26 protein-coding genes are annotated in these 22,943 nt (G+C 63.9%); 13 read left to right on the top strand and 13 right to left on the bottom strand.

All coding sequences use genetic code 11. From position 1 onward, the window contains the following. The first annotated feature begins 31 nt into the window (after positions 1-31). A complete protein-coding gene (locus HX881_RS32280) occupies positions 32-964 on the top strand; it encodes a D-2-hydroxyacid dehydrogenase (RefSeq protein ID WP_017124566.1) in 933 nt (310 codons plus the stop codon). Positions 965-1,102: 138 nt separating this feature from the next. Here the strand turns inward: HX881_RS32280 and HX881_RS32275 are convergent, their stop codons facing one another. After that, positions 1,103-1,696 carry a nitroreductase family protein gene (locus tag HX881_RS32275; protein ID WP_017124565.1) on the bottom strand — a complete coding sequence of 198 codons (594 nt, stop codon included), beginning with the start codon at positions 1,694-1,696 and terminating at the stop codon, positions 1,103-1,105. Positions 1,697-1,973: 277 nt separating this feature from the next. Here HX881_RS32275 and HX881_RS32270 point away from each other — a divergent pair, with 277 nt between their 5' ends. Together HX881_RS32270 and HX881_RS32265 are read left to right on the top strand one after the other, a co-directional pair. Continuing rightward, positions 1,974-2,423 (top strand): YcgN family cysteine cluster protein, encoded by a 450-nt coding sequence (locus HX881_RS32270; RefSeq protein WP_017124564.1) that lies wholly within the window; start codon positions 1,974-1,976, stop codon positions 2,421-2,423. A gap of 25 nt (positions 2,424-2,448) precedes the next feature. Further along, positions 2,449-3,687, top strand: a complete 1,239-nt coding sequence (locus tag HX881_RS32265; RefSeq protein ID WP_017124563.1) for a hypothetical protein — start codon at positions 2,449-2,451, stop codon at positions 3,685-3,687. A gap of 21 nt (positions 3,688-3,708) precedes the next feature. Here HX881_RS32265 and HX881_RS32260 read toward each other — a convergent pair whose 3' ends face one another. The 3 genes from HX881_RS32260 to HX881_RS32250 form a co-directional block, all read right to left on the bottom strand. Continuing rightward, the gene (locus HX881_RS32260) at positions 3,709-4,083 is read right to left on the bottom strand and encodes a YgaP family membrane protein (RefSeq protein ID WP_177088619.1); all 375 of its coding nucleotides are present in this window, start codon (positions 4,081-4,083) and stop codon (positions 3,709-3,711) included. Positions 4,084-4,165: 82 nt separating this feature from the next. Continuing rightward, positions 4,166-4,633 carry an RNA methyltransferase gene (locus HX881_RS32255; RefSeq protein ID WP_095107241.1) on the bottom strand — a complete coding sequence of 156 codons (468 nt, stop codon included), beginning with the start codon at positions 4,631-4,633 and terminating at the stop codon, positions 4,166-4,168. Positions 4,634-4,681: 48 nt separating this feature from the next. Continuing rightward, positions 4,682-5,389, bottom strand: coding sequence for a glutathione S-transferase family protein (locus HX881_RS32250; RefSeq protein ID WP_177088617.1), 708 nt, complete (start codon positions 5,387-5,389; stop codon positions 4,682-4,684). Between the two features lie 105 nt (positions 5,390-5,494). Between HX881_RS32250 and HX881_RS32245 the strand changes: the two genes are divergently transcribed. Beyond that, the gene (locus tag HX881_RS32245) at positions 5,495-6,076 is read left to right on the top strand and encodes a TetR/AcrR family transcriptional regulator (protein ID WP_177088615.1); all 582 of its coding nucleotides are present in this window, start codon (positions 5,495-5,497) and stop codon (positions 6,074-6,076) included. A 25-nt stretch (positions 6,077-6,101) separates the two neighbouring features. On the opposite strand, the gene HX881_RS32240 is transcribed toward HX881_RS32245, so the two are convergent. From HX881_RS32240 to HX881_RS32230, 3 genes are all read right to left on the bottom strand, one after another. Continuing rightward, the gene (locus HX881_RS32240) at positions 6,102-7,004 is read right to left on the bottom strand and encodes an HD-GYP domain-containing protein (protein ID WP_218171823.1); all 903 of its coding nucleotides are present in this window, start codon (positions 7,002-7,004) and stop codon (positions 6,102-6,104) included. A gap of 145 nt (positions 7,005-7,149) precedes the next feature. After that, positions 7,150-7,524, bottom strand: coding sequence for a YajD family HNH nuclease (locus HX881_RS32235; RefSeq protein ID WP_177088613.1), 375 nt, complete (start codon positions 7,522-7,524; stop codon positions 7,150-7,152). 50 nt (positions 7,525-7,574) lie between these two features. Further along, positions 7,575-8,261: a spermidine synthase gene (locus HX881_RS32230; protein WP_017124555.1), complete on the bottom strand. Its 687-nt coding sequence runs from the start codon at positions 8,259-8,261 to the stop codon at positions 7,575-7,577. 162 nt (positions 8,262-8,423) lie between these two features. On the opposite strand from HX881_RS32230, the gene HX881_RS32225 reads away from it, so the two are divergent. Then, positions 8,424-8,696: a hypothetical protein gene (locus HX881_RS32225; protein ID WP_177088661.1), complete on the top strand. Its 273-nt coding sequence runs from the start codon at positions 8,424-8,426 to the stop codon at positions 8,694-8,696. Here the strand turns inward: HX881_RS32225 and HX881_RS32220 are convergent. Further along, positions 8,693-9,166, bottom strand: a complete 474-nt coding sequence (locus HX881_RS32220) for a cyclic nucleotide-binding domain-containing protein (protein WP_017124553.1) — start codon at positions 9,164-9,166, stop codon at positions 8,693-8,695. The genes HX881_RS32225 and HX881_RS32220 overlap by 4 nt on opposite strands. A gap of 88 nt (positions 9,167-9,254) precedes the next feature. Beyond that, entirely contained in the window at positions 9,255-11,306 is a 2,052-nt protein-coding gene (locus HX881_RS32215) for a S9 family peptidase (protein ID WP_177088611.1), read from the bottom strand. Between the two features lie 90 nt (positions 11,307-11,396). Here HX881_RS32215 and HX881_RS32210 point away from each other — a divergent pair, with 90 nt between their 5' ends. From HX881_RS32210 to HX881_RS32200, 3 genes are read left to right on the top strand one after another with little or no spacing between them, the layout of a single operon-like run. After that, positions 11,397-11,897 (top strand): MFS transporter, encoded by a 501-nt coding sequence (locus HX881_RS32210; RefSeq protein ID WP_218171822.1) that lies wholly within the window; start codon positions 11,397-11,399, stop codon positions 11,895-11,897. Between the two features lie 32 nt (positions 11,898-11,929). Then, positions 11,930-12,706 carry a class II glutamine amidotransferase gene (locus tag HX881_RS32205; RefSeq protein WP_042934646.1) on the top strand — a complete coding sequence of 259 codons (777 nt, stop codon included), beginning with the start codon at positions 11,930-11,932 and terminating at the stop codon, positions 12,704-12,706. Positions 12,707-12,717: 11 nt separating this feature from the next. Next, the gene (locus HX881_RS32200) at positions 12,718-13,251 is read left to right on the top strand and encodes a DUF2937 family protein (RefSeq protein ID WP_177088609.1); all 534 of its coding nucleotides are present in this window, start codon (positions 12,718-12,720) and stop codon (positions 13,249-13,251) included. A gap of 121 nt (positions 13,252-13,372) precedes the next feature. Here the strand turns inward: HX881_RS32200 and HX881_RS32195 are convergent, their stop codons facing one another. Beyond that, positions 13,373-14,290 (bottom strand): LysR family transcriptional regulator, encoded by a 918-nt coding sequence (locus HX881_RS32195; RefSeq protein WP_177088607.1) that lies wholly within the window; start codon positions 14,288-14,290, stop codon positions 13,373-13,375. A gap of 152 nt (positions 14,291-14,442) precedes the next feature. On the opposite strand from HX881_RS32195, the gene HX881_RS32190 reads away from it, so the two are divergent. From HX881_RS32190 to HX881_RS32175, 4 genes are all read left to right on the top strand, one after another. Beyond that, positions 14,443-15,729 (top strand): MFS transporter, encoded by a 1,287-nt coding sequence (locus HX881_RS32190; protein ID WP_017124546.1) that lies wholly within the window; start codon positions 14,443-14,445, stop codon positions 15,727-15,729. Between the two features lie 63 nt (positions 15,730-15,792). After that, positions 15,793-16,545: a 5-oxoprolinase subunit PxpA gene (locus HX881_RS32185; protein ID WP_177088606.1), complete on the top strand. Its 753-nt coding sequence runs from the start codon at positions 15,793-15,795 to the stop codon at positions 16,543-16,545. Further along, a complete protein-coding gene (locus HX881_RS32180) occupies positions 16,542-17,246 on the top strand; it encodes a 5-oxoprolinase subunit B family protein (protein ID WP_177088604.1) in 705 nt (234 codons plus the stop codon). Before HX881_RS32185 ends, HX881_RS32180 begins: the two co-directional genes overlap by 4 nt. Beyond that, on the top strand, positions 17,243-18,160 hold the full coding sequence (locus HX881_RS32175) for a 5-oxoprolinase subunit C family protein (protein WP_177088602.1): 918 nt from the start codon (positions 17,243-17,245) through the stop codon (positions 18,158-18,160). The genes HX881_RS32180 and HX881_RS32175 overlap by 4 nt, the downstream gene beginning before the upstream one ends. Before the next feature lie 163 nt (positions 18,161-18,323). Here the strand turns inward: HX881_RS32175 and HX881_RS32170 are convergent, their stop codons facing one another. From HX881_RS32170 to HX881_RS32160, 3 genes are all read right to left on the bottom strand, one after another. Continuing rightward, complete coding sequence (locus HX881_RS32170) at positions 18,324-19,502, bottom strand: vWA domain-containing protein (RefSeq protein ID WP_177088600.1); 1,179 nt, start codon at positions 19,500-19,502, stop codon at positions 18,324-18,326. Positions 19,503-19,680: 178 nt separating this feature from the next. Next, entirely contained in the window at positions 19,681-20,526 is an 846-nt protein-coding gene (locus HX881_RS32165) for an AAA family ATPase (protein ID WP_017124541.1), read from the bottom strand. Positions 20,527-20,668: 142 nt separating this feature from the next. Continuing rightward, positions 20,669-21,757, bottom strand: a complete 1,089-nt coding sequence (locus HX881_RS32160; protein WP_177088598.1) for a DUF748 domain-containing protein — start codon at positions 21,755-21,757, stop codon at positions 20,669-20,671. A 129-nt stretch (positions 21,758-21,886) separates the two neighbouring features. On the opposite strand from HX881_RS32160, the gene cysK reads away from it, so the two are divergent. Then, positions 21,887-22,861 (top strand): cysteine synthase A, encoded by a 975-nt coding sequence (gene cysK / locus HX881_RS32155; RefSeq protein ID WP_177088596.1) that lies wholly within the window; start codon positions 21,887-21,889, stop codon positions 22,859-22,861. The last annotated feature ends 82 nt before the right edge of the window (positions 22,862-22,943 follow it).

Below are 22,943 nucleotides of genomic sequence, written 5' to 3'. Positions count from 1 at the left end.
CCGCCTGCACCGTTTTTGAAAGGTTTGAACCATGCGCGTTCTGATTGCCGAACACGACCACGCCCTGTATGCCCGCCTGCTGCGCCAGGCGGCACCCGAACTTGAAGTGATGACCAGCGGCGATTCGGCCACGTTGTCGAACCTGGCGGCCGATTGCCCGATCTGGCTGGGCCAGCCGGACCTGTTGGCAACCCTGTTGCGCCAGGGCCACCAGCCGCAATGGTTGCAATCGACCTGGGCCGGCGTCACGCCGCTGCTGGCCGAAGGGCTGCCGCGCCACTACCGGCTGACCCGCGCCGTGGGGATCTTTGGCCAGGTGATGGCCGAGTATGTGCTGACCTACATGCTCGGTCACGAGCGCGAGGTGCTGGCGCGGCTGGTCAGCCAGGTCGAGCGCAAGTGGGACAATCGCATGGGGCAGAGCCTGGCGGGGCGCAAGGTGCTGATCGTCGGCGCGGGCGATATCGGCCATAGCGTGGCGCAGTTTCTGCAACCGTTCGGGGTCGAGCTGTACGGGATCGCCAGCGAGGCCCGGGAGCAACCGCCGTTTATCCGCGTGGATGCCCTCGAGGCGCTGGGTGAGCGGGTCGGCGAGGTGGATTACGTGATCAACCTGTTGCCCAACACACCCAATACCCATGACCTGTACGACGCGGCGCTGTTCAAGCGCTTCAAGCCGACCGGCCTGTTCATCAATGCCGGGCGCGGCGTGGCGGTGGTCGATGCGGACCTGGTGGAGGCCTTGAAGGAGGGGCATCTGGCGGGGGCGGTGATCGATGTCTGCCGCCAGGAGCCGTTGCCGCAGCGCCATCCGTTCTGGACGGCGTGGGGATTGTTGCTGACCGGCCACAGCTCGGCGCCGACTTCACCGACCATGATGGTGCAGTTGTTCGTCGATAACCTGCGGGCCTATCAGGCCGAGACCGCGTTGCGCGGGGAAGTGGACTTCGATCGCGGGTACTGACGATCCTGTTTGGCAGGGCTGGCCACAATCCCTGTGGGGGAGCGTGACTTGCCCGCGAAGAGGCCTTCGAGATCGCTAAAGGCTTCGCGGGCCAGCCACGCGCCTGCAGGGGGCGCGCAGTGCTGCGGTACCGGGCGATTACAGGCTGAAATCACCTTCGGCCGCCAGCGCGCTCAACGGCTCGCGTGGGCTCGGTACTTCGCGGGCCTGCAGGTAGTCGGCCAGGGTCGCCTTGTCGCCCAGCTTGCCCACCGCCACCGCCGCGTGCAGGGCATAACCTTCTGGAATCTTCAGTTCCTGGCGGGTCAGTTCCTGGTCGAAGCCGGCCATGCCGTGGGTGTGCCAACCACTCTTGCTGGCCTGCAGGGCCAGGTAGCCCCAGGCCGAACCGGTGTCGAAGGTGTGCCACAGGGCCGGGGTTTCCTCGGCGGCGCCGGGGACCTTGAAGGTGGTTTTCGAGATCACAATGATCAGCGCCGAAGCGTGTTGCGCCCAGCCACGGTTGAACTCGTTGAGCAGGCCGAGGAAACGTTGCCAGTTCGGCGTGTCACGGCGCGCGTAGAGGAAACGCCACGGTTGCGAGTTGTAGGCCGACGGCGCCCAGCGGGCCGCTTCGAAAAAGCTCAGCAGGGTTTCTTCCGGAATGGCTTCGCCAGTGAAGGCGCGGGGCGACCAGCGTTGGGTGAACTGGGCATCGATCGGGTAATCGGCGACACGTGGGTTGGCGCTCATGGGAAATTCCTGAACTAGAGTCTGGGATGAAGGGTGTGAGTCGAGCCGGGCCGTTGCCGCGGTGTCCGGTCGTGATGCCTGGCCCGTGTACGTCTGCTTCGTGCGGCGCGGTGGAGCGCTAATGGCAGTTGGCTAGGGGCTTTCGCGACGATCAAAGCTACTGCGCGGCGTGCCGGCTGACAAGCCTTCTTCAACCGACAGTCGCCAATGCTTGGCCCTTTGCGGCGCGGGCACTAGACTGGCGGCCTTTTCACTACCCGATGCAGATGTTTGAGCCATGGCCGCAAGAGTCGAACCCTTCTGGATACGCAAGACCCTCGATCAACTCGATCAGGAGGAGTGGGAGTCGCTGTGCGACGGTTGTGGCTTGTGCTGCCTGCAAAAGCTCGAGGATGAGGAGGACAACAGCGTCTATTACACGCGGATCGCCTGCAAGCTCCTCGACCTGAAGACCTGCCAGTGCACCGACTACGGCAATCGTCGCGATTCGGTGCCCGACTGCATCCAGCTCACGCCGGGCAAGGCCGACCAGTTCAAATGGCTGCCACCGACCTGCGGTTATCGCCTGGTCAGCGAGGGCAAGGACCTGCCACTCTGGCACCATCTGGTCTGTGGCGATCGCGATGCGGTGCACCATGAGCGGATTTCCCAGTCCGGACGCATGCTGGCCGAAGGCAGCGTGCCCGAGGACGATTGGGAAGATCACCTGATTTTCCGCGCCGGTTGAGTCAGGCGGGCCCGAGGGAGTGTGTATGCCGGTGCATTGCCGACTGTTGCTGGGGTTGCTGCTGCTGATGCTGGCCGGTCCCGGTTGGGCCGGGAAAAAAGTCGACCTGGATTATCATGTGCGCCTGCTGCCCCAGAGCGATCAGGCCGAAGTGCGCCTGACCCTGGCCCAGGGCTCGGCGGTACGCAGCCTCGACTTCGACCTGGGCAGCCAGGGTTACTACACCGACTTCAAGGCCGACGGCCAGTGGTTGCAGGCACCCGACCAGGCCGGCAGCGCCAGTCGCGGGATCTGGCGGCCGGCTCCCGGCAAGGCCAGTCTCAGCTATCGGGTGAGCATCAGCCATCCGCGCAAGAACGGCACCTTCGATACCCGCATGACCGCCAACTGGGCCCTGTTGCGCGGCGAGGAACTGGTCCCGCCGGCACACCTGGACCAGCAGGACGGCACGGAGCTGGTGGCGCGCCTGGAGTTCGAGCTGCCCACCGGCTGGAAAAGCGTCGAGACCGCCTGGCCCCGGATCGGCAAGAACCGCTTTCGCATCGATAACGTCTCGCGCCTGTTCGATCGCCCGACTGGCTGGATGCTGGCCGGCAATCTCGGCAGCCGGCGCACGCGCCTGGGGGAAACCGAAGTGACGGTCGCCGGTCCCCGGGGCGAAGGCATGCGGCGCATGGATGTACTGACGCTGCTGACGTTTGTCTGGCCCAAGGTGCAGGAAGTCTTCCCGCGCAATCCGCCGAAACTGCTGGTGGTCGGGGCGGGCGAGTCGATGATGCGCGGCAGCCAGGCGGCCCATGACTCGATCTACCTGCACACCACCGGGCCGCTGATCGGTGAGTCGGGGGCCAGTCCGCTGGTGCGCGAGCTGGTGCACGTCTTCGGGCGGATCAACGACAGCCATCGCAGCGACTGGATCGGTGAAGGCCTGGCGGAGTATTACGCCATCGAGCTGGTGCGCCGGGCGGGGGGCATGAGCGAGGAACGCTATCAGGCCCTGCAGGCGAAGCTGGCCCGCGTCAGCCACAAGGTCACCGGTCTGCGTGGCGACCAGGTCAGCGGGCCGACGGTGGCCCGTGCGGTGTTGTTGTTGCAGGAACTGGATCGGGAAATTCGCCAGCGCACCGGCAACCAGCACTCGCTGGATGATGTGAGCCGGGCGGCGATGCGCCTGGACACGGTGACGACCCACGAATTCATCCAGCTCAGCGAGAGCGTGATGGGTGGGTCGTCGAAGGTACTGGCCAGTGATCTGTTGAAGTAGGCTCGGGTTCCCGCCTCAGGATCAGGCTTTGGGCGTCTTCAGCAAGTCATTGCCGGTCACGGTCGCGGTGCGGGTGGCCGCGTCGGCATTGGCCTTCATCTGCTTCAACTCATCCGCGGCCCGCTCGATCGTCGTGCGCACGCCGTGCAGGTCCTGGCGACCTTTTTCCAGCAGGCTCTTGGCCGAGCTGTGGCCGGTGATGCCGCGGGCCAGCGCCACGCCGCCGATGGCCACCTGGATCAGGCCGAACACGCCGCCACGGCGCAGGCCCTTGCCCATCATCACCACGCCGCCGGCCAGCGAGCCGATACGCTCCCAGCCCTGGACGTTCTGGCGCGGGTCCGGGGACTGGAACGGGGTGGATTCGATGCGCTGTACGATTTTGCTGTCGCTCATGGTCTGTCTCCTGGACGGTCAATCGATAGACGGCTGATGGATAGACTGCAGACTGCGGGCGGCCGTGCGGGTTCCGACAATCTCAGAACTTGGGGCCCGAGCGGGTGTTGTTGCCCTTGGCCAGGCGGTCGTAGAGCACCACGTTGACGGTGGCGGCGAGGTTCATGCAACCGGTGGTGGGGATGTACACCACATCCTCGCACCAGTCGCGGATTTCCTTGTCCAGCGAGCCGTCTTCCGGGCCGAAGATGTACAGCGCGCGGTCCGGGTGGGTGTACTCCGGCAGCGAGCGGGCGCCTTCCACCAGCTCGACGGCGACCGGGATGCAGCCCAGGGGCAGGATCTTCTTCAGGTCGTCGATGCCGATCAGCGGAATGTCCTGATGGACCTTCTTGGTGTCGGTGACGAAGTCCCGGGCCCGCTCATAGCGCTTGCCGGTATAGAACACCGAGGCCACGCCGTAGCAGCCAGCTGCACGCATCACCGAACCGACGTTTTCCGGTGACTTGGGGTTATACAAACCAATGCAGCTGTACCTTTTGTTTGCCACGAGCCGGGTGCCTTCCAGGAAAAAGACGCGATTATACCGGCATCTCCGTCAGGCCGTGGTGTCGGGATAGTTCGAAGGGAACAGCGCCCGTCGGGTTTGTTCGTCGTTGACCTGCTTGAAGGCATGGCTCTTGCCGACCTGGCGGGCACGGGCCACGGCCGGGCGGGCATCGATACGCTGGAACCAGGCGGACAGATGGGGGTAGGCCGCCAGTGGCGACTCTTCGCCCTTCAGCACGCGCGACGCCCGGTCGATCCAGCCCCAGGCCGAGATATCGGCAATCGAGTAGCTGTCCCCGACGATATGGCTGCGCCCGGCCAGATGGCGGTCCAGCACCCGGTAGTGCCGCTCGGTTTCGCGGCGATAGCGGTTGATGGCGTACGGAAGACTCTCCGGGGCCGAATGCTGGAAGTGCACCGCCTGGCCGGAAAACGGCCCGAGGCCGGTGCCGATAAACATCATCCACGACAGCAGTTCGCCGCGATCAGCGGGATCGCCACCGAGCAGCCCGGTCTTTTCACTCAGGTACAGCAGGATCGCGTTCGAGTCGAACACCCGTACTTCGCGACCGTCCGCACCTTCGGTATCGACGATGGCCGGTACCTTGCCATTGGGGTTGATCGCCAGGAACTCCGGGCTGTGCTGCTCGCCCTTGCTGGTATCGACGGGGACCACTTCGTAGGGCAGCGCCGTTTCTTCAAGAAACAGGGCGACTTTGGCCGGATTGGGGGTCGGGTGGAAAAAGAAACGGATCATGGCGAAGGTCCAGGCTGAAGTTTTAGATCGAGTGTTATAAAATAGATCGAAACCCGGGTGTGTGACAATCGCCGTTCGACTTCAATTTGAATCAATGTGTGAGTTATGGCGCGACCAAGAGAATTTGACGAGGCCGGTGCACTGGAGGCGGCGATCCGCTGCTTCTGGATCCGCGGCTACGAGGCGACCTCGGTGCGGGACCTGGCGCAGGCCATGGGCATCACCGGGGCCAGCCTGTACAACGCCTACGGCGACAAGCGTGCGCTGTTCGGCCGGGCGCTCGATCATTACATCCAGAACGGTTTCTGCGAGCGTTCCGCGCGTCTGGAGCAACAGTTGCCGCCCCGCGAAGCGGTGCTGGCGTTCTTCGACGAAATCATCGAGCGCTCCCTGAGCGACCCTGAGCACAAGGGCTGTTTTATCGTCAACGCGGCCCTGGAGGTGGCGCCCCACGATCCGGAGTTCAAGGCGCTGCTGGCCAAGGTCCAGGAGGGGATGGAGGGCTTTTTCCTGCGCTGTATCCGTGCCGGCCAGGCCCAGGGCAGCATCGATGCGGCGCAGTCGGCGGACGATCTGGCGCGCCTGTGCCTGGGCGTGCTGATGGGGCTGCGGGTGCTGGCCCGCTCCAGACCCGAACGGGCACTGCTGGAGGGGCTGGTGCGCCCGCTCTTCGCCTTGCTGAAATAGCCCGTCCTGATTGCAGGCATGGGGCCTACAGCGCCTGGGCGAATTGCTGCCGGACCAGCCGTCCGATCAACTCGATGTCGGCCTGGGGACTGAGGTCCTGCGCGCTGCCGGCGCCACCGGTGGCCTGCAATGCCAGCGCGCTTCCCGGTTCCTGCTGTTGCAGCAGGTAGTCGGCGCCGCAATTGCCGCAGAACACATGATCGCCCGCGCGGTGCGCGCGCCTGAGCACCACGGTCGGCCCGCACATGCCGCAATGGCGCAGGGGAATGCCCTGGTCGGTATGCCCGATGATCGGGCTCAGCGCCCCTGATTCCCCGAGCTGGATGAACAATGCCCCGAAGTGCGCGTCGAACTGCGTCCCCAGGTGCTTGCCGATGATCTGCAGCGCCTGCTCCTGCGGCATGCCGGCGCGATAGGGGCGGGTACTGGTCATGGCATCGAAGGCGTCGCAGATGCCGACGATGCTTGCCAGGTGCGGAATTTCGCCGGCCTTGAGTCCCAGCGGATAACCCCGGCCGTCGGGCATCTCGTGGTGCAGGCGCACGGCGTCCTCGACCAGCGTCGCCAGCGGATGGGCATGCAGCAGCCGATAGCCGATGTCGGGGTGGGTCTTGATCACCGCGTACTCTTCGTCGCTCAAGGGCCCGGCCTTGCGCAGCACCGCGTCGGGAATGCCGACCTTGCCCAGGTCGTGGACAAAACCGCCGAGGGCAATCCGCGCCACTTCCCCGGCTGCAAAGCCGGCCTTTTGCGCCAGCAGTTCGCAGAACTGCGCCACCCGCCACAGATGCCCACCGGTGTAGGGATCGCGCGCCTCCACCACCCAGGCTATCACCAGCAGGCTGGACAACAGCTCCTGCTCCGGGCTCGGGGACTGTGGGATCTGGCGGCCGCGCAGGAGGTTTTGCATCCAGTGGTTCAGCTTCATCGACGATGTTCTCGGCACAGGGTCAAAGGGAAAGGTCGCAGGTGCTAGCACTTTGCCCTGTTGAGTGGCGGCCAAGTCTTAAATTACAGGCGAGGGGAAAAAATCTGACACTGCCCGTCGCGGGGGCGGGCAGGGGAGGGACGGCTTACTCGCCTTTCTTCATCAACCCGGCCAGGGCGGCGAACGGGTTGTGGGTGGCCTTGGCGATCTTCGGGCTGCTCAGGGAGCTGTCGCCGAAGTACTGCTGGTCGGTGTAGCGCGAGTGTTCGTTGTCATGGCAGAACAGGCAGAGCAGTTCCCAGTTGGAACCGTCCTGCGGGTTGTTGTCATGGTTGTGGTCGCGGTGATGCACGGTCAGCTCGCTCAGGCGCTTGCCGGAAAATTCGCGGGCGCAACGGCCGCAGACGTGCGGGTACATTTTCAGCGCCTTGTCGCGATAGCCCATCTCTTTATCGCGTTTCGCATCGGCAAGAATGCGATCCAGCTTGGCGGTATGGGAGGGTGGGTTGGCCGAACTCATGGGTTCACCTTGTCGAGTGGGTTAATGACGGTTATGCGGCAAAGTCTAGCTCAGTTCTTGAGCTTCTCGGCGATCCAGATGGTGTGGCGCGTGCCCTTGTTGCCGTGGGCATAGACCTGGACTTCTTCGGCCTTGAAGCCGGCCTTGCGCAGTTTGTCGGAGAAATGGCTGTCGGCACTGGCCGACCACACGGCCAGCACGCCCTTGGGCCGCAGGGCCTTGGCGCAGGCGCTCAGGCCACCGGCCGAGTAGAGCCAGCTGTTGGCCTTCTGGGTCAGGCCTTCGGGGCCGTTGTCGACATCGAGCATGATCGCGTCGAAGCCATTGGGCTCGGCCTGCAGCACCTTGGCCACATCTTCCAGGCGGATCACCGTGCGTGGATCGGCCAGCGGCCTGCCGGCTTTTTCACCGAGCGGGCCGCGGTTCCACTCGACCACGCCCGGTACCAATTCGGCGACCACCACTTCGGCCGTCTTGCCCAGATGCTTGAGCGCCGAGGCCAGGGTAAAGCCCATGCCCAGGCCGCCGATCAGCACCCGCGACTGCGGCCGGCCGGCGACCTTGCGGCAGGGGATCTCGGCCAGGGCATCTTCGGAGCCGTGCATGCGGGTGTTCATCAACTGCCCACCGTCGCCGCCCTGGATCTTGATCACGAAGTCCTCGCCATACTCGAACAGGCACAGGGCACCGCCGTTTTCGGGAATCGGTGTGGTGTCGAGCAGAACGAAACGTTTCATGGAAATCTCATTGAGGAGGGCAAAATGGTCGCGTTGCGAGTAGCCTGATAACAGACGGATCGGTGTGACGGCGCCGCTATTGGATAAAAGGCGCGATTCTATTGAAAGGCATTATTTTATGATCAAAGGCACTATTTTCATGATCAAGAGCATTATTTTATGATCAAGGGCACCATTCTAACGGCCATTGTCCTGTCCGCGCTGACCTTTACCGCGGTGCAGGCCGAAGAGCTGTCGCCGGTACCGGTGACCCCGACCCCGGGCTCCCCCGGCACGGCGACCCCCACGCCTTACCCGCAAGTCACGCCGCGTACGCCACCCAAGCCCGGCGAGCCGCTGCCGAGCATCGAACTGCCGTCACCCCCCAAGGACCAGACGCTGCCGGGCCTGGAGCAGAACGACAAGAACGACAAGGCCAAGCCGATCTCCAGCTAGATCTGCTGCGAGAGCAACTGCCCATCGGCCATGCGCAGGCGTTTCGACAGCGCGATGGCGATGGCGCGAATGATCTTGGCGGCGATCTTCGGCGCGTCGTTGAGCATTTTTTCCAGGGAGTCCTTGCCCAGGTTCAACAACTGGCAGTCGCTGGCGGCGACGCAACTGGCCGAGCGCCGCTCGCCGTCAAGCACCGCCATCTCGCCGAAGGCCCGGCCGGCACGCAGGGTGGCAATCACCACGGGCTGGCCGGCGTCATTGTTCTTCTGCACATTGACGCTGCCGTAATGGATGATGCACATGAACGTGCCGGCATCGCCCTCGTGGAAGATGGCCTCGCCCTTGCCAATGGTGCTGATGCTGAAATAGCCGGCCGCCGCCTGGCAGTCCGCCGGCAGCAGTTGGTTGAACAGGCCGCAATCCATCAGCATGTCGCGAATTTCGTTATTCAGTAAGGTCGGTTCTGGCATGGTCCACGATCTGTTCTTGTTGCTTGTTCTTTCCGGGGTTCGAGGCCCGGCGGCCCAGAGTTAAGACAAGGCCGTCGGGCAGAGTTCCTCAGGCAATGCCGAGAACCTTGAAGACAAAGCCATATTCGAGCGCTACGTCACGTAATCCCTGGTAACGCCCGCTCATGCCGCCATGGCCGGCGCCCAGTTCGGTCTTGAGCAAGAGTAGATGCTCATCGGTGCGGGTGGCCCGTAATCTTGCCACCCACTTGGCCGCTTCCCAGTACTGCACGCGGCTGTCGTTGTAGCCGGCAATCACCAGTGTCGCCGGATAGGCCTGGGCGCTGACGTTCTCGTAGGGCGCATAGGCCTTGATCCGTGCGTACACCTCGGGCTCCTGCGGATTGCCCCACTCATCGTATTCGGTGACGGTCAACGGCAGGTCGGGGTCGAGCATGGTGTTCAGCACATCGACGAACGGCACTTCGGCAATCGCCGCCTGGAACAGCTCCGGACGCTGGTTGAGCACGGCGCCGATCAACAGGCCGCCGGCGCTGCCACCGCTGATCACCAGTTGCCGGGAGGTGGTCAGGCCCTCGGCGATCAGGTGTTCGGCGCAGGCGATAAAGTCGCTGAAGGTGTTCTGCTTGTGTTCCTGCTTGCCGGCGCGATACCAGGCCTCGCCCAGTTCGCCGCCGCCGCGCACATGGGCGATGGCAAAGGCCACGCCGCGCTCCAGCAGGCTCAGGCGGGCATGGGAGAACCACGGGTCGAGGCTTTCGCCATAGGCACCATAGCCATAGAGATAGAGCGGGGTGGCCTGGCCCAGCAATTCGCGCTTGACCACCAGGCTGATCGGCACCTGCGTGCCGTCCGGCGCAGTCGCCCACAGGCGCTGGCTGACGTAGGCGTCGGCATCGAACGGGCCGAGCACCGGGGTTTGCTTCAGTACCTGCTGTTCGCCGCTGGCGAGGTTCAACTGGCGGACCTGGGCCGGGCGATTGAGGGCTTCGTAGCGCAGGCGGATCCTGTCGCTGTTGAACTCCAGGCTGTCCTGCACGTAGAGGCTGTAGGCGGCATCCGGCAATTGCACGCGGTAGGCCGGCAACCCCTTGGGGTGCACCTCGATGATCGGCAGGCCGCCTTCACGCAGGCTCAGGCACAGGGCCTGGGCATTCAGGGTCAGGCCTTCGAGCATCACCTGGTCATTGTGCGGGACCAGCCGTTGCCAGTCTTCGCGACGGGGAACGCCGTCGTCCGCGGCCTGGAACAGGGCGAAGTTGATGCCGTCCTGGTTGCTGCGGATAAACCAGCGCCACTGATCCTGGTACTGGCCGTGGTCGACGAAATACTCATGGCCTTCGACCCTGGGCGCCAGGCAGGTGAAGGCCCGGTCCGGCGTATTGGCGTCGAGTACCCAGGCTTCGCTGGTGGTCTTGCTGTTGAGCAGCACCACCAGTTGCCGTTCGGAGCTGGTGCGATAGCAATGCAGGAAAAACCGTCCGTCAGGCTCGTGCAGCACGGCTTCGGCACCCTGTTCGCCGAGTCGATGGCGATACAGCTTGTGCGGGCGGTGGGTGTCGTCCAGTTCGCCGAAGAACAGCGTGCGGCTGTCGTTGGCCCAGGTCATGCTGCCGTCGCAGTCTTCGAACGGCAGTTCGATCAGGTTGCCGCTGGCCAGTTCCTTGACGTACAGCTGGTAGACCTCCTCGCCGGTGGTGTCGAGGCTGTAGGCCAGGCGCTGGTGGTCCGGGCTGATGCTGAAGGTGCCGAGGGAAAAGAAGCCGCCATTGGCCAGCACGTTGGGATCGAGCAACAGCTCCTCGGCGCTTTCGTCCACCGTCAGGCTGTCATCGGCCGGGCGTGGGCAGCGATAGTGGCGGGCGTACTCGTCACCGGCGGTGGTGCGGGTGTAGTAGAGAAACGGACCCCAGGGCGAGGGCAGCGACAGGTCGGTCTCGAGAATCCGCGCCTTGATCTCCTGGAACAGGCTTTCACGCAGCCCGGCCTGGTCGGCCAGCTGCGCTTCCTGGTAGCTGTTTTCGGCCTTGAGGTAGTCGAGCACCGCCTCGCTGTCGCGCTCCTGCAACCAGGCGTAGGGATCCGGGCCCGGGCCTGTACGGGCAATCGGGGCAGTGCTGACGGTGGCTTTGCGGGACATGGGCAACTCTCTATCTTGAGGATCGCTGACGGCGGTGCAGCCGGGCCGGCGAAAAGCCGTTATCATAAGCCTCTCATTGCCAGCCATGCCATGGACACCATGACCGAGAACGACTATCTGATCGCCTGGGGTTGTTACGCCTTTGCCGCCTTGGGCTGCCTGTTGGTGTGGTTTCGCCTGACCCGCTGGACCTGGCGCTGGTTGCGCGAACCGCTGCGCCTGGTGGGGGCGGTGCTGCTGTTCAGCCCGACCATCCTCGATCCGGTGAAAGAGCGTTTCGCCCCGGCGGTCGCGATCACTGCCCTCGACCTGTTGTTCAAGGTCGGCAACAACGCCTGGCGCGCGGTCTCCGATCTGTTCATGTACCTGATCATCGCCCTTGGCGTGTATGCGGTCTTCGTGCTGATCCGCTGGCCGATCGAACGCTCCAGCAAGGCCCGCAAGCTGCAGTCGGAAGCCGCCGCCGCCGCGGCTCGTGCTGACGTCGAGGCGGATGACCAGCCTTTCGCCACGCCGGATCGCCAGGAGCGCCCGCGTCGTCCGCCGCCCCCCGCCGCTGCCGGTCGTCCACGGGTCGAGCCGCGTTTGTAAGCGTGTTCCTGCATTGAAGCGAGAGTCCGAGCATGTGTGAATTGTTGGGCATGAGCGCCAATGTGCCGACCGATATCGTTTTCAGCTTTACCGGGCTGATGCAGCGCGGCGGACGTACCGGTCCCCACCGCGACGGCTGGGGCATCGGTTTCTACGAAGGTCGCGGGCTGCGCCTGTTCCAGGACCCGGCCGCGAGCTGCGAGTCGGAAGTGGCGCAACTGGTGCAGCGTTACCCGATCAAGAGCGAAGTGGTGATCGGCCATATCCGCCAGGCCAATGTCGGCAAGGTCTGCCTGTCCAACACCCATCCTTTTGTCCGTGAACTGTGGGGGCGCAACTGGTGTTTCGCCCATAACGGCCAGCTGGCGGATTTCCAGCCGCCGGGCAGCTTTTATCGCCCGGTCGGCGATACCGACAGCGAAGCGGCCTTCTGCGACCTGCTCAACCGCGTGCGCCAGGCCTTTCCCGAGCCGGTGGAGGTGGAAGAGCTGCTGCCGTCGCTGGTCCAGGCCTGTGCCGAGTATCGCGGCAAGGGGGTGTTCAACTGCCTGCTCAGCGACGGCGACTGGCTGTTCTGCTATTGCTCGACCAAGCTGGCGCAGATCACCCGCCGCGCGCCCTTTGGCCCGGCACGGCTGAAGGATGTCGATGTGATCGTCGACTTCCAGGCCGAAACCACCCCCAACGACGTGGTCACGGTGATCGCCACCGAACCCCTGACCGAAAACGAGACCTGGACCCGCTACGAACCGGGCCAATGGAGCCTGTGGCGGCGCGGCGAATGCGTCAGCCAGGGCCAGACTGAATAAGGACGTCCGTTATGTGGTTGAGTTACCTGCGGTTGATACTGTTTACCCTGGGGCTGCTGATCGGCGTCCAGGTGCCGGGCTTCATCAACGACTACTCCAAGCGCGTCGAGGCGCATCTGATCGAGGCGCAGACCGGGCTGCAGGGCTTCCAGAAGACTGCCGAGCAGTTCTTCAAGGGCGACCTGCAGGCGCTGGTGGCGCACTATCGCGCCAGTGACGACCCGGTCTTCCGCAGCGATGCCGACAGCCTCGGCACCTTGCTCAACCGCCAGCGCCTGCTCGATGACCAGTTCCAGGCGATGCAGGGCCCCTGGTACAAGCGCGCGTTGCAGGTGGCGTATGCGGCGGACCCGGCGATCCGCCAGGAAACCCTGCAGGGCTACACCTACCAGGTGCTGCTGTCGCCGGAAGCCATCGGCTGGGCCATGGGCGCGGCGCTGCTGTTCTCCTTCGTCATCGAAGGTTTCTTTCGGCTGGTGGATTGGGTCGTGCTCGGCGGCAAGCGCCAGCGTGAGCGCCTGGCGCGGCGGGAGCGGGGCTGGTAACCGCCCGGTCGCCGGGGATGGGCCTGATCCATCTGTGGGAGCCGGCTTGTCGGCGATGGCGTCCGCAAGATCGACACAAGACCTCAGGGCCTCTTCGCGGGCAAGCCCGCTCCCACAAGAGCTAGGCTTTGCTCAGCACCACGTACTGTTCCCCGACCTTGCTGGCATAGCTGTGCAGGACCTTGCGGCACAGCGCGACAATCTCCTCCACCAACTCCACGCCGACCCGCCAGGACACCACTACTTCCAGGTTCGGCGGACGCACTTCCAGCGCCAGCAGGGTCAACTCGCCCCGCGCCAGTTCCTCGCTGACCAGTGCCGGAGGGAAAGCGCCGATGCCGAAGCCATCGCGAATCAGCCGGGTAATCGCCGACACCGAGTTCACGCAGTTCAGGCGTGGCGCCGGGACCCCGTGGGTCTGCATCAGGCCGAGGATTTCCTGGTGCGGCCGGGAGTTCTTGGAGAAGGTCACGATGCGTTCCCGGGCGATCTGCGCCAGGCTCGCGTACTCGCGGTTGTAGATCGAGTTGCTGGCCACCACCCAACCCATCGGGTAACTCGCCAGTTCCAGGCTGCGGATGGACTCCTGGCGCAGCAGGTCGGTCTGCAGGATCAGGTCAAGAAAGCCTTTTTGCAGCTGATCGCCGAGGTTCAGCGCGGTATCGGCCACCAGCTCGATTTCCACCAGGGGAAAACGGTCCATCATTTCCGCCACCAGGGGACTGAGCCAGGTGTGGATCACCGAGTCCATGACCCCGATGCGCATGCGCCCGACCTTGGTCGAGCTGATCTCGATGGAGTGCTTGAGGGCCTGCATGGTGTCGATCATCTGCTCGGCATAATCGAGCACCTTGAGCCCTTCGGGGGTCAGGCTGACACCTCGTGAATCGCGCAGGAACAGTTTGACCCCGAGCTCGCTTTCGAGCACCGCGATCCGGCTGGAGATGGAGGCCTGGGTGGTGAACAGCTTGTCCGCGGTCAGGCGAAAGCTCTTGAGCCGGGCGACCCAGACGAAGGTTTCGAGAAACTTGAGATTCATGCAATCAACTTTTTCTTATGCCTGGGGACGGCTTTTATTAGTTGGACGCAGAGGGCGGGTGCAACCAAAAATGGCCCTCGACCGGTGAATCACGATAAGCGTCGCCGGCCGCCAGAACAATACCAATAAGTTTGCTGTGGAGAATTTCCCCCATGAGTACGCCCGACTCGCTGGATGTTGCCAAGCCCGAGGGACCACCCGGTCCGTTCGCCTGGTATCGCCATATCAATCAGCAGGAACGTCGGACGTTCTGGAGTTGCAAGATCGGCTATGGCCTCGACGGCATGGACACCCAGATGCTCAGCTTTGTCATCCCGACGCTGATCGCCCTGTGGGGTATCACCACCGGCCAGGCCGGGCTGATCTCCACCAGCACCCTGATCGCCTCGGCCCTCGGAGGCTGGATCGCCGGGATCCTCTCCGACCGCATCGGCCGGGTGCGCACCCTGCAGTTGACGGTACTCTGGTTCGCCTTTTTCACCTTTCTCTGCGGTTTCGCGCAGAACTACAACCAGTTGCTGGTGGCGCGGACCCTCATGGGTTTCGGCTTCGGCGGCGAGTGGACCGCTGGCGCGGTGCTGATGGGCGAGGTTATCCGTGCCCAGGATCGCGGCAAGGCGGTGGGCATGGTGCAATCCGGCTGGGCCCTGGGCTGGGGGCTGACAGCGATCCTGTATGCCCTGCTGTTTTCCTGGCTGCCGCCGGAAGACGCCTGGCGGGCGCTGTTCCTGCTGGGCATCGTGCCGGCGATCTTCGTGATCTTCGTCCGCCGGCTGGTCAAGGACCCGGAAATCTATCGCCAGGCCAAGGCCAGGGAGGTACCGAGCAACCCGGCGCGCTTCTACGAGATCTTCGCCCCGGGGATGCTCAGCATCACTGTCCGTGCGTCCTTGCTGACCACCGGTGCCCTGGGCGGTTACTACGCCATCACCTCCTGGCTGCCGACCTTCCTGAAGAACGAGCGCGGCTTGAGCGTGCTGGGCACGGGCGGCTATCTGGCGATGGTGATCATCGGCTCCTATGTCGGCTACGTGATCAGCGCCTATCTGACCGACCTGCTGGGGCGCAAGAAGAACTTCATCCTGTTTGCCGTCGGCTCCTTCACCATCGTCCTGCTCTATACCCAGTTGCAGGTCAGCAACGAAGTGATGTTGTGGCTGGGCTTCCCGCTGGGTTTCTTCGCCTCGGGGATCTTCAGCGGCATGGGCTCGTTTCTCACCGAACTGTTTCCAACCCGTATCCGCGGTTCGGGCCAGGGCTTCTGCTACAACATCGGTCGCGCGCTGGCCGCGCTGTTTCCCCTGCTGATCGGCCTGCTCAGCCAGACGGTGCCGTTGAGCGTGGGGATCGGCGCCTTTGCCGCCGTGTCCTACGGCGTGGTGATTCTCGCGGCCCTGAGCCTGCCGGAAACCCGTGGCAAGCAACTCGAAGCGCAGTAATCTGTGGGGCGCGGGTACTGCGCCCTGAATCAAGTCGATAAAAAGCCCACAGGAGCACCTACCGTGAGCCGCCTGTTACTGAATTGCGATATCGGTGAAAGCTATGGCAACTGGACCATGGGTCTGGATGCGCAAGTCATGCCGTTCATCGATTGCGCCAACGTCGCCTGCGGTTATCACGCGGGGGATCCGAGCATCATGCGCAAGACCGTCACCCTGGCCCTGGCCAACGATGTGCGGATCGGCGCCCATCCGGCGTATCCGGACCTGGTAGGCTTCGGTCGTCGTTCCATGGCCTGCACCCCCCAGGAAATCAAGGACCTGCTGCATTACCAGATCGGCGCGCTGGACGGTATCTGCCGGGCCCAGGGCGCGCGGGTCAGCTATGTCAAACCCCATGGGGCGATGTACAACGACATGATGGCCAACCCCGAACAGCTGCGTTCGGTGATCCAGGCGATTGCCGCCTATGACCGCGAATTGCCGCTGATGCTGCTGGCGATGCGCGACAACAGCGTGGCCCAGGCGCTGGGCGACGAGTACGGCGTGACCCTGTGGTTCGAAGCTTTCGCCGACCGCGCCTATGATAGCGCCGGGCGCCTGGTTTCCCGGCAACTGCCGGGGGCGGTGCATCACGAACCGGAGCGTATCGTCGAGCAGGCCCTGACCATCGCCCGTGGCGACGACCTGGTCGCCAGCGATGGCAGCGCCCTGCGCCTGCAGGCCAACACCCTCTGCGTGCATGGCGACAACGCCAGTTCGGTGGAGGCCGTGCAGCGCATTCGCGAGGCCCTGGACCGGCAGTCGACTCCATGAAGCCACGGATTGAAGTGGTGGCGATCGACTGCCTGATGGTGCGCCTGTTCGATGCGATCGCCGAAGAAAACATGCCGTGGATGCTTGCCGCCAGCGAGCGTCTGCGTCACGCGTTTGCCGGGCACCTGATCGACCTGGTGCCGTCCTACACGACCTTGATGGTGCACTACGACCTGATGACCCTGAATCCGGGCCAGGCCCGGGAACTGATCGCCGAGGCCCTGGACGGGCTGGCGCCGAATGCCCGTGCCGCCGGCCAGTGCCATGTGCTGCCGGTCTGGTACGACCCGAGTGTCGGCCCGGAGTTGAGCCTGCTGGCCGAACGCAGCGGTTGGTCGATCAGTGACGTGATCCGCCGTCACAGCGAGCGCGAGTACCAGGTGTTCGCCCTGGGCTTTGCCCCGGGTTTCGCCTTCATGGGGTTGGTGGAGGAGCCCCTGGCGGCCCCGCGCCTGAATACGCCGCGCAAGAAAGTCGCGGCGGGCAGCGTCGGTATCGCCGAGCGGCAGACCGCCGCCTACCCGGTGGTGTCACCGGGCGGCTGGAACCTGATCGGGCGCACCCCGAGCAAACTTTTCGACCGCGAGCGCGACGGCTACAGCCTGATGCAGCCGGGCGATACCGTGCGGTTTGCCGCGGTCGACCACGCCGAGTTCATCAAGTTGGGTGGCGACGACACGCCGCTGGAGGCCCTGGCATGAGCCATCTGTTGATCGAGGCCAGCACGCCGCTGTGCCTGCTGCAGGACCGCGGACGGTTCGGCGTGCGCCATCTCGGGGTCACCCAGGGCGGTGCGCTGGACTGGGTATCGATGTCCTGGGCCAATCGCCTGCTGGGCAACCCGGTGGATGCGCCGGTAGTGGAAGTCACCCTCGGCGGCGTCACGCTGCTGGCCCTGGAAACCTGCTGCCTGGCCCTGGCCGGCGCCGACCTGGGCGCGCAAGTGGATGGCCAGGCCCTGGCGCCCTGGCGCAGCTTTGTCCTGAACAAGGGACAACGGTTGCAGTTCACCCAGCCCTTGCTCGGTGCCCGTGCCTATCTGGCGGCCCCGGGCGGTTTCGATGCGCCCAGGGTGCTGGGCAGCAGCGCCTGCGTGGTGCGCGAGGAACTGGGTGGCCTTGACGGACTGGGCCGGCCCTTGCAGAAGGGCGGCAGCCTGAGTTATCGGGGCGCGGCGGTGGCACCGCGAGTACTGCCGACGGCGCAGATTCCCGACTTCCACGCCAGGGCGCCGTTGCAGGTGGTACTGGGCGCGCAGATTGGCGAGTTCAGCGGACAAAGCCTGTTCGATGCGTTCAACAGCGCCTGGACCCTCGACAGCCGTGCCGATCGCATGGGCATTCGGCTGCTGGGGCCGGAGTTGAAGTACCAGGGCGAGCCGATGATTTCCGAGGGCATACCCCTGGGGGCGATCCAGGTGCCGCCGGACGGACAGCCAATCGTCCTGCTCAATGATCGGCAGACCATCGGCGGTTATCCACGCCTGGGCGCGTTGACGCCGCTGTCGCTGGCGCGGTTGGCGCAATGCCTGCCGGGGACACAGGTAAGACTGGTGCCGACGGTGCAGGACAGCGCCCATCGGCAGCAGGTCGAGTTCATGCGCAGGTTTGCGTAGGGCCCAAAGGAGCCGCTGATCGTTCCCATGCTCCGCGTGGGAATGCCCCTCTGGACGCTCTGCGTCCGCTTTTGTGACGCGGAGCGTCACGGGCTGCATTCCCACGCGGAGCGTGGGAACGATCAAGCGGGCTTGCCCGCGAAGAGGCCCGCGAAGGCCCCCATCATTTGGAAAGAAACCGCATCCCTTCTTCCAGCCCGCGCAGGGTCAGCGGGTACATCTGGTCCTCGATCAGGTCCCGGACGATATTGGTCGATGCCGTATAACCCCAGGTATCCTTCGGATACGGGTTGATCCAGATAAGCTTCTTGTACTTCTCCATGAACCGCTGCATCCACACATAACCCGGTTCTTCGTTCCAGTGCTCGACGCTGCCGCCGGCCTGGGTGATTTCATACGGGGCCATCGCCGCGTCACCGACAAAGATCACCTTGTAGTCGGCGCCGTACTTGTGCAGCAGGTCCTGGGTCGAGGTCCGCTCCGAACCCCGGCGCAGGTTGTTCTTCCACACCGATTCATAAACGAAATTGTGGAAGTAGAAGTACTCCAGGTGCTTGAACTCGGTCTTGCAGGCCGAGAACAGCTCCTCGCAGATCTTCACATGGGCATCCATCGAGCCGCCGATATCGAACAGCAGCAACAGCTTGATGGTGTTGCGCCGCTCCGGGCGCATCTGGATGTTCAGCAGGCCGGCGTCGCGGGCGGTGTGGTCGATGGTGCCATCGATATCCAGCTCTTCCGCCGCGCCCTGGCGGGCGAACTTGCGCAGGCGGCGCAGGGCCACCTTGATATTGCGCGTGCCCAGTTCGACCTGGTCGTCGAGGTTCTTGTACTCGCGCTGGTCCCAGACCTTGACCGCCTTGCCCTGGCGCTTGCCGGCATCGCCGACGCGGATGCCTTCCGGATTGAAGCCGCCGGAGCCGAACGGGCTGGTGCCGCCGGTGCCGACCCACTTGTTGCCACCGGCGTGACGTTCCTTCTGTTCTTCCAGGCGTTTCTTGAACTCCTCGATCAGCTTGTCGAGGCCGCCGAGGGACTGGATCTGCGCGCGTTCTTCGTCGCTCAGCGAACGTTCGAATTCCTTGCGCAACCAGTCTTCGGGAATCAGCGCCTGCAGGTGATCGTCGAGTTTTTCCAGGCCGTTGAAATAGGCGCCGAATGCCCGGTCGAACTTGTCGAAATGGCGTTCGTCCTTGACCAGGATCGCCCGGGCCAGATAGTAGAACTCGTCCATGTCGGCGAAGGTCACGCGCTGTTTCAGCGCGTTGATCAGGTCGAGCAATTCACGCACCGAAACCGGAACCTTGGCCGCGCGCATTTCATTGAACAGGTTGAGCAGCATGGCAATCGCCTCGGATAAACTGGAGGGTCTGTTTGAAAGCTCGCCGAGCGACGATCAGGCAAGGCAAAAACAGGCGAGGAACGGCTGGGGTCGCGCTCGACTTTAGCCCGCTAAATGAGCATTCCGAGCCTGTTTTTAACGCAGCCTGATCGACGCGCAGGCAGCTTTCGGACAGAGCCTAGCGGGTGCCACGACGGCTCATGAAGGCCAGGCGTTCGAGCAGTTGCACGTCCTGCTCGTTCTTCACCAGGGCACCGGCCAGTGGCGGGATGGCCTTGGTCGGATCGCGCTCGCGCAGGACCGCTTCGCCGATGTTGTCGGCCATCAGCAGTTTCAACCAGTCCACCAGTTCCGAGGTCGAAGGCTTCTTCTTCAGGCCCGGCACCTTGCGCACGTCGAAGAATACATCGAGGGCTTCGCTGACCAGGTCTTTCTTGATGTCCGGGTAATGCACGTCGACGATCTTCTGCAGCGTGTTGCGATCCGGGAACGCGATGTAATGGAAGAAGCAGCGGCGCAGGAAGGCGTCCGGCAGTTCCTTTTCATTGTTGGAAGTAATGATGATGATCGGGCGCTTCCTGGCCTTGATGGTTTCATCGATCTCGTAGACGTAGAACTCCATCTTGTCGAGTTCTTGCAGCAGGTCGTTGGGGAACTCGATGTCGGCCTTGTCGATCTCGTCGATCAGCAGGATCACCCGTTCATCGGATTCGAAGGCTTCCCAGAGCTTGCCCTTCTTCAGGTAGTTGCGCACGTCGTGGACCTTGTCCACGCCCAGCTGCGAGTCGCGCAGGCGGCTGACCGCGTCGTACTCGTAGAGGCCCTGGTGGGCCTTGGTGGTGGACTTGATGTGCCAGGTGATCAGCTTGGCGCCGAAGGACTCGGCCAATTGCTCGGCGAGCATGGTCTTGCCGGTCCCGGGCTCGCCCTTGACCAGCAGCGGACGCTCCAGGGTAATTGCGGCGTTGACGGCCAGCTTCAGATCATCGGTGGCGACGTAGGCCTGGGTGCCTTCGAACTTCATCTGTCATTCCTCGAACGGTAACGCCGGCCTGGCGGACAGGGCGGCGGGAAAATCCCATGCCCGACTATAACGCGGTGCCCGGTCGAGTGTGAACGCAGACGGCTTATTCAGTCTCTGAATGGAGCGTCACATCCTGACCCGGTCAGCTCTTCGGATCGCTGGACGGTTTGGGCTGTTCATAGCGGGCATTGAAGGCCTGGATGAAACCGTTGCGCAATATCTGCAAAAACGCCTGGAACGCGCTGATATCTTGCTGGTGAACGTTGCCGCTGAGTTCAACCCGGGTGGCGAACTGGTTTTTCTTCTGGTTTTTCAGCACGGTTTCGCTGGCCCCGACAATGGCTTCCCATACCGAACGCAGGATGCTCTTGTTCTGGTTCTCGACGTCCTGTTGCCAGTCGAACACCTCGACATCGTGCAACAGCGGCTTGATATAGCCGGTGAGCTGGCCCTTGCGGGCCTGGGCCTCGATCACGACATCACCGCTGCCGCCGTTGAAATCGAACTTGCCGTAGGCCGAGGCGAAATCGTTGACACGCCGTAACTCGATGCCGGTGGCCCGCAGGCGGAACTCGAAGTCCTCGAAGTTGCTCAGCGGGTCGAAGGTGGCGCTGGTCTGCAGGGGCGCCTGGCCGAACAATTGGGCCTTGCCTTCGAAACGGGCATCGCGGCGGCCTTCGAGGTCGACCACATTGGTCAGGTTGTAGAGGCTGGCATTGACCTGCGTGGCCTGCAGGTTGACCGCCGGCTGCGAGTTGAAGTTGCGGAAGGTGATGCGCCCGTCGTCGATCCGCACCTCGTTGAGGGTGATGGGCAGCAGCTTGCCCAGCTGTGCCCGCCAGTCGGTGCCCTGGCCGGTCTGGGACGCCTGGCGGTTATTGGCGCCACCGTCGACGAAGTTCAGCTCCGGCTTGACGAACTGCACCTCGGCCACCACCGCGTGGTTGTCCCACAGGGATTTCCAGCTGACCGACAGATCGATCAGCGGCGCCTTGACGAAGGGTACGGGCACCTTGCCGCTGACCTTGACGATCTGCAGCCCGTTGATCCGATAGGCGCCGCGCCACAAGGCCAGGTCGACATCGGTCACCTGGCCACGGTAATCGCCCATGTCCGCGAGTTTTTCATTCAGGTAGTGGCGCACCAGGTAAGGCAGGGCCAGGTCCAGCACCACCAGCAGCAGGACCAGGCCTGCCAGGCTCCACAACGGCCAGCTGTAACGACGTTTCATCGGCGTGCCCCGAAGGCTGTCTATAGGCGATGGACCCCCGGCAGCGCTATACGTTCGCCATGACTGGACGCCCGACATCCCGGGGCATACCCTTGAAAGCCAACTCACCGTTGCCCAAAGGACCCCGTCATGAGCCGTATTTTCGCCGACAACGCCCATTCCATCGGTAATACGCCCCTGGTTCAGATCAACCGCATCGCCCCTCGCGGTGTGACCATCCTGGCCAAGATCGAAGGGCGCAACCCGGGGTATTCGGTGAAGTGCCGGATCGGCGCGAACATGATCTGGGACGCCGAAAGCAGCGGCCGGCTCAAGCCGGGCATGACCATCGTCGAGCCGACCTCGGGCAATACCGGGATCGGCCTGGCCTTTGTCGCCGCCGCCCGCGGCTACAAGCTGCTGCTGACCATGCCCTCGTCCATGAGCATCGAGCGGCGCAAGGTGCTCAAGGCCCTGGGGGCCGAACTGGTGCTGACCGAGCCGGCCAAGGGCATGAAAGGCGCGATCGAGAAGGCCGCCGAGATCGTCAACGGCGATCCGGCCCGGTACTTCATGCCGGCGCAGTTCGACAACCCGGCCAACCCGGCGATCCACGAGAAAACCACCGGCCCGGAAATCTGGAATGACACCGATGGCGCGGTCGATGTGCTGGTGGCGGGCGTGGGCACCGGCGGCACCATCAGCGGTGTGTCGCGCTATATCAAGCTGACCCAGGGCAAGCCGATCCTGTCGGTGGCGGTGGAACCGGTATCGTCGCCGGTGATCACCCAGACCCTGGCCGGACAGGAGGTCAAGCCGTCGCCCCACAAGATCCAGGGCATCGGCGCCGGTTTCGTGCCGAAGAACCTCGATCTCTCGCTGGTCGACCGGGTCGAGCTGGTCACGGACGACGAATCCAAGGCCATGGCCCTGCGGCTGATGCAGGAGGAGGGGATCCTCTGCGGCATTTCCTGTGGCGCGGCCATGGCCGTGGCCGTACGCCTGGCGGAAACCCCGGAAATGCAGGGCAAGACCATTGTCGTGGTGCTACCGGACTCCGGCGAGCGCTATCTGTCGAGCATGCTCTTCAGCGATCTGTTCACCGACCAGGAGATCCAGCAGTAAACCGCCACGGGCGGCGCCCGCGGGACTGACTTGCATCAGTCCCGGTTCAGGCGGGACGTGCTACATAAAGGCTGTGTTGCGC

Origin of the sequence: Pseudomonas gingeri (assembly GCF_013386115.1) — a bacterium.
Lineage (GTDB): Bacteria > Pseudomonadota > Gammaproteobacteria > Pseudomonadales > Pseudomonadaceae > Aquipseudomonas > Aquipseudomonas gingeri.
Note: the sequence above shows the minus strand (reverse complement) of the source record. Positions and strands in the feature narration are given on the sequence as shown.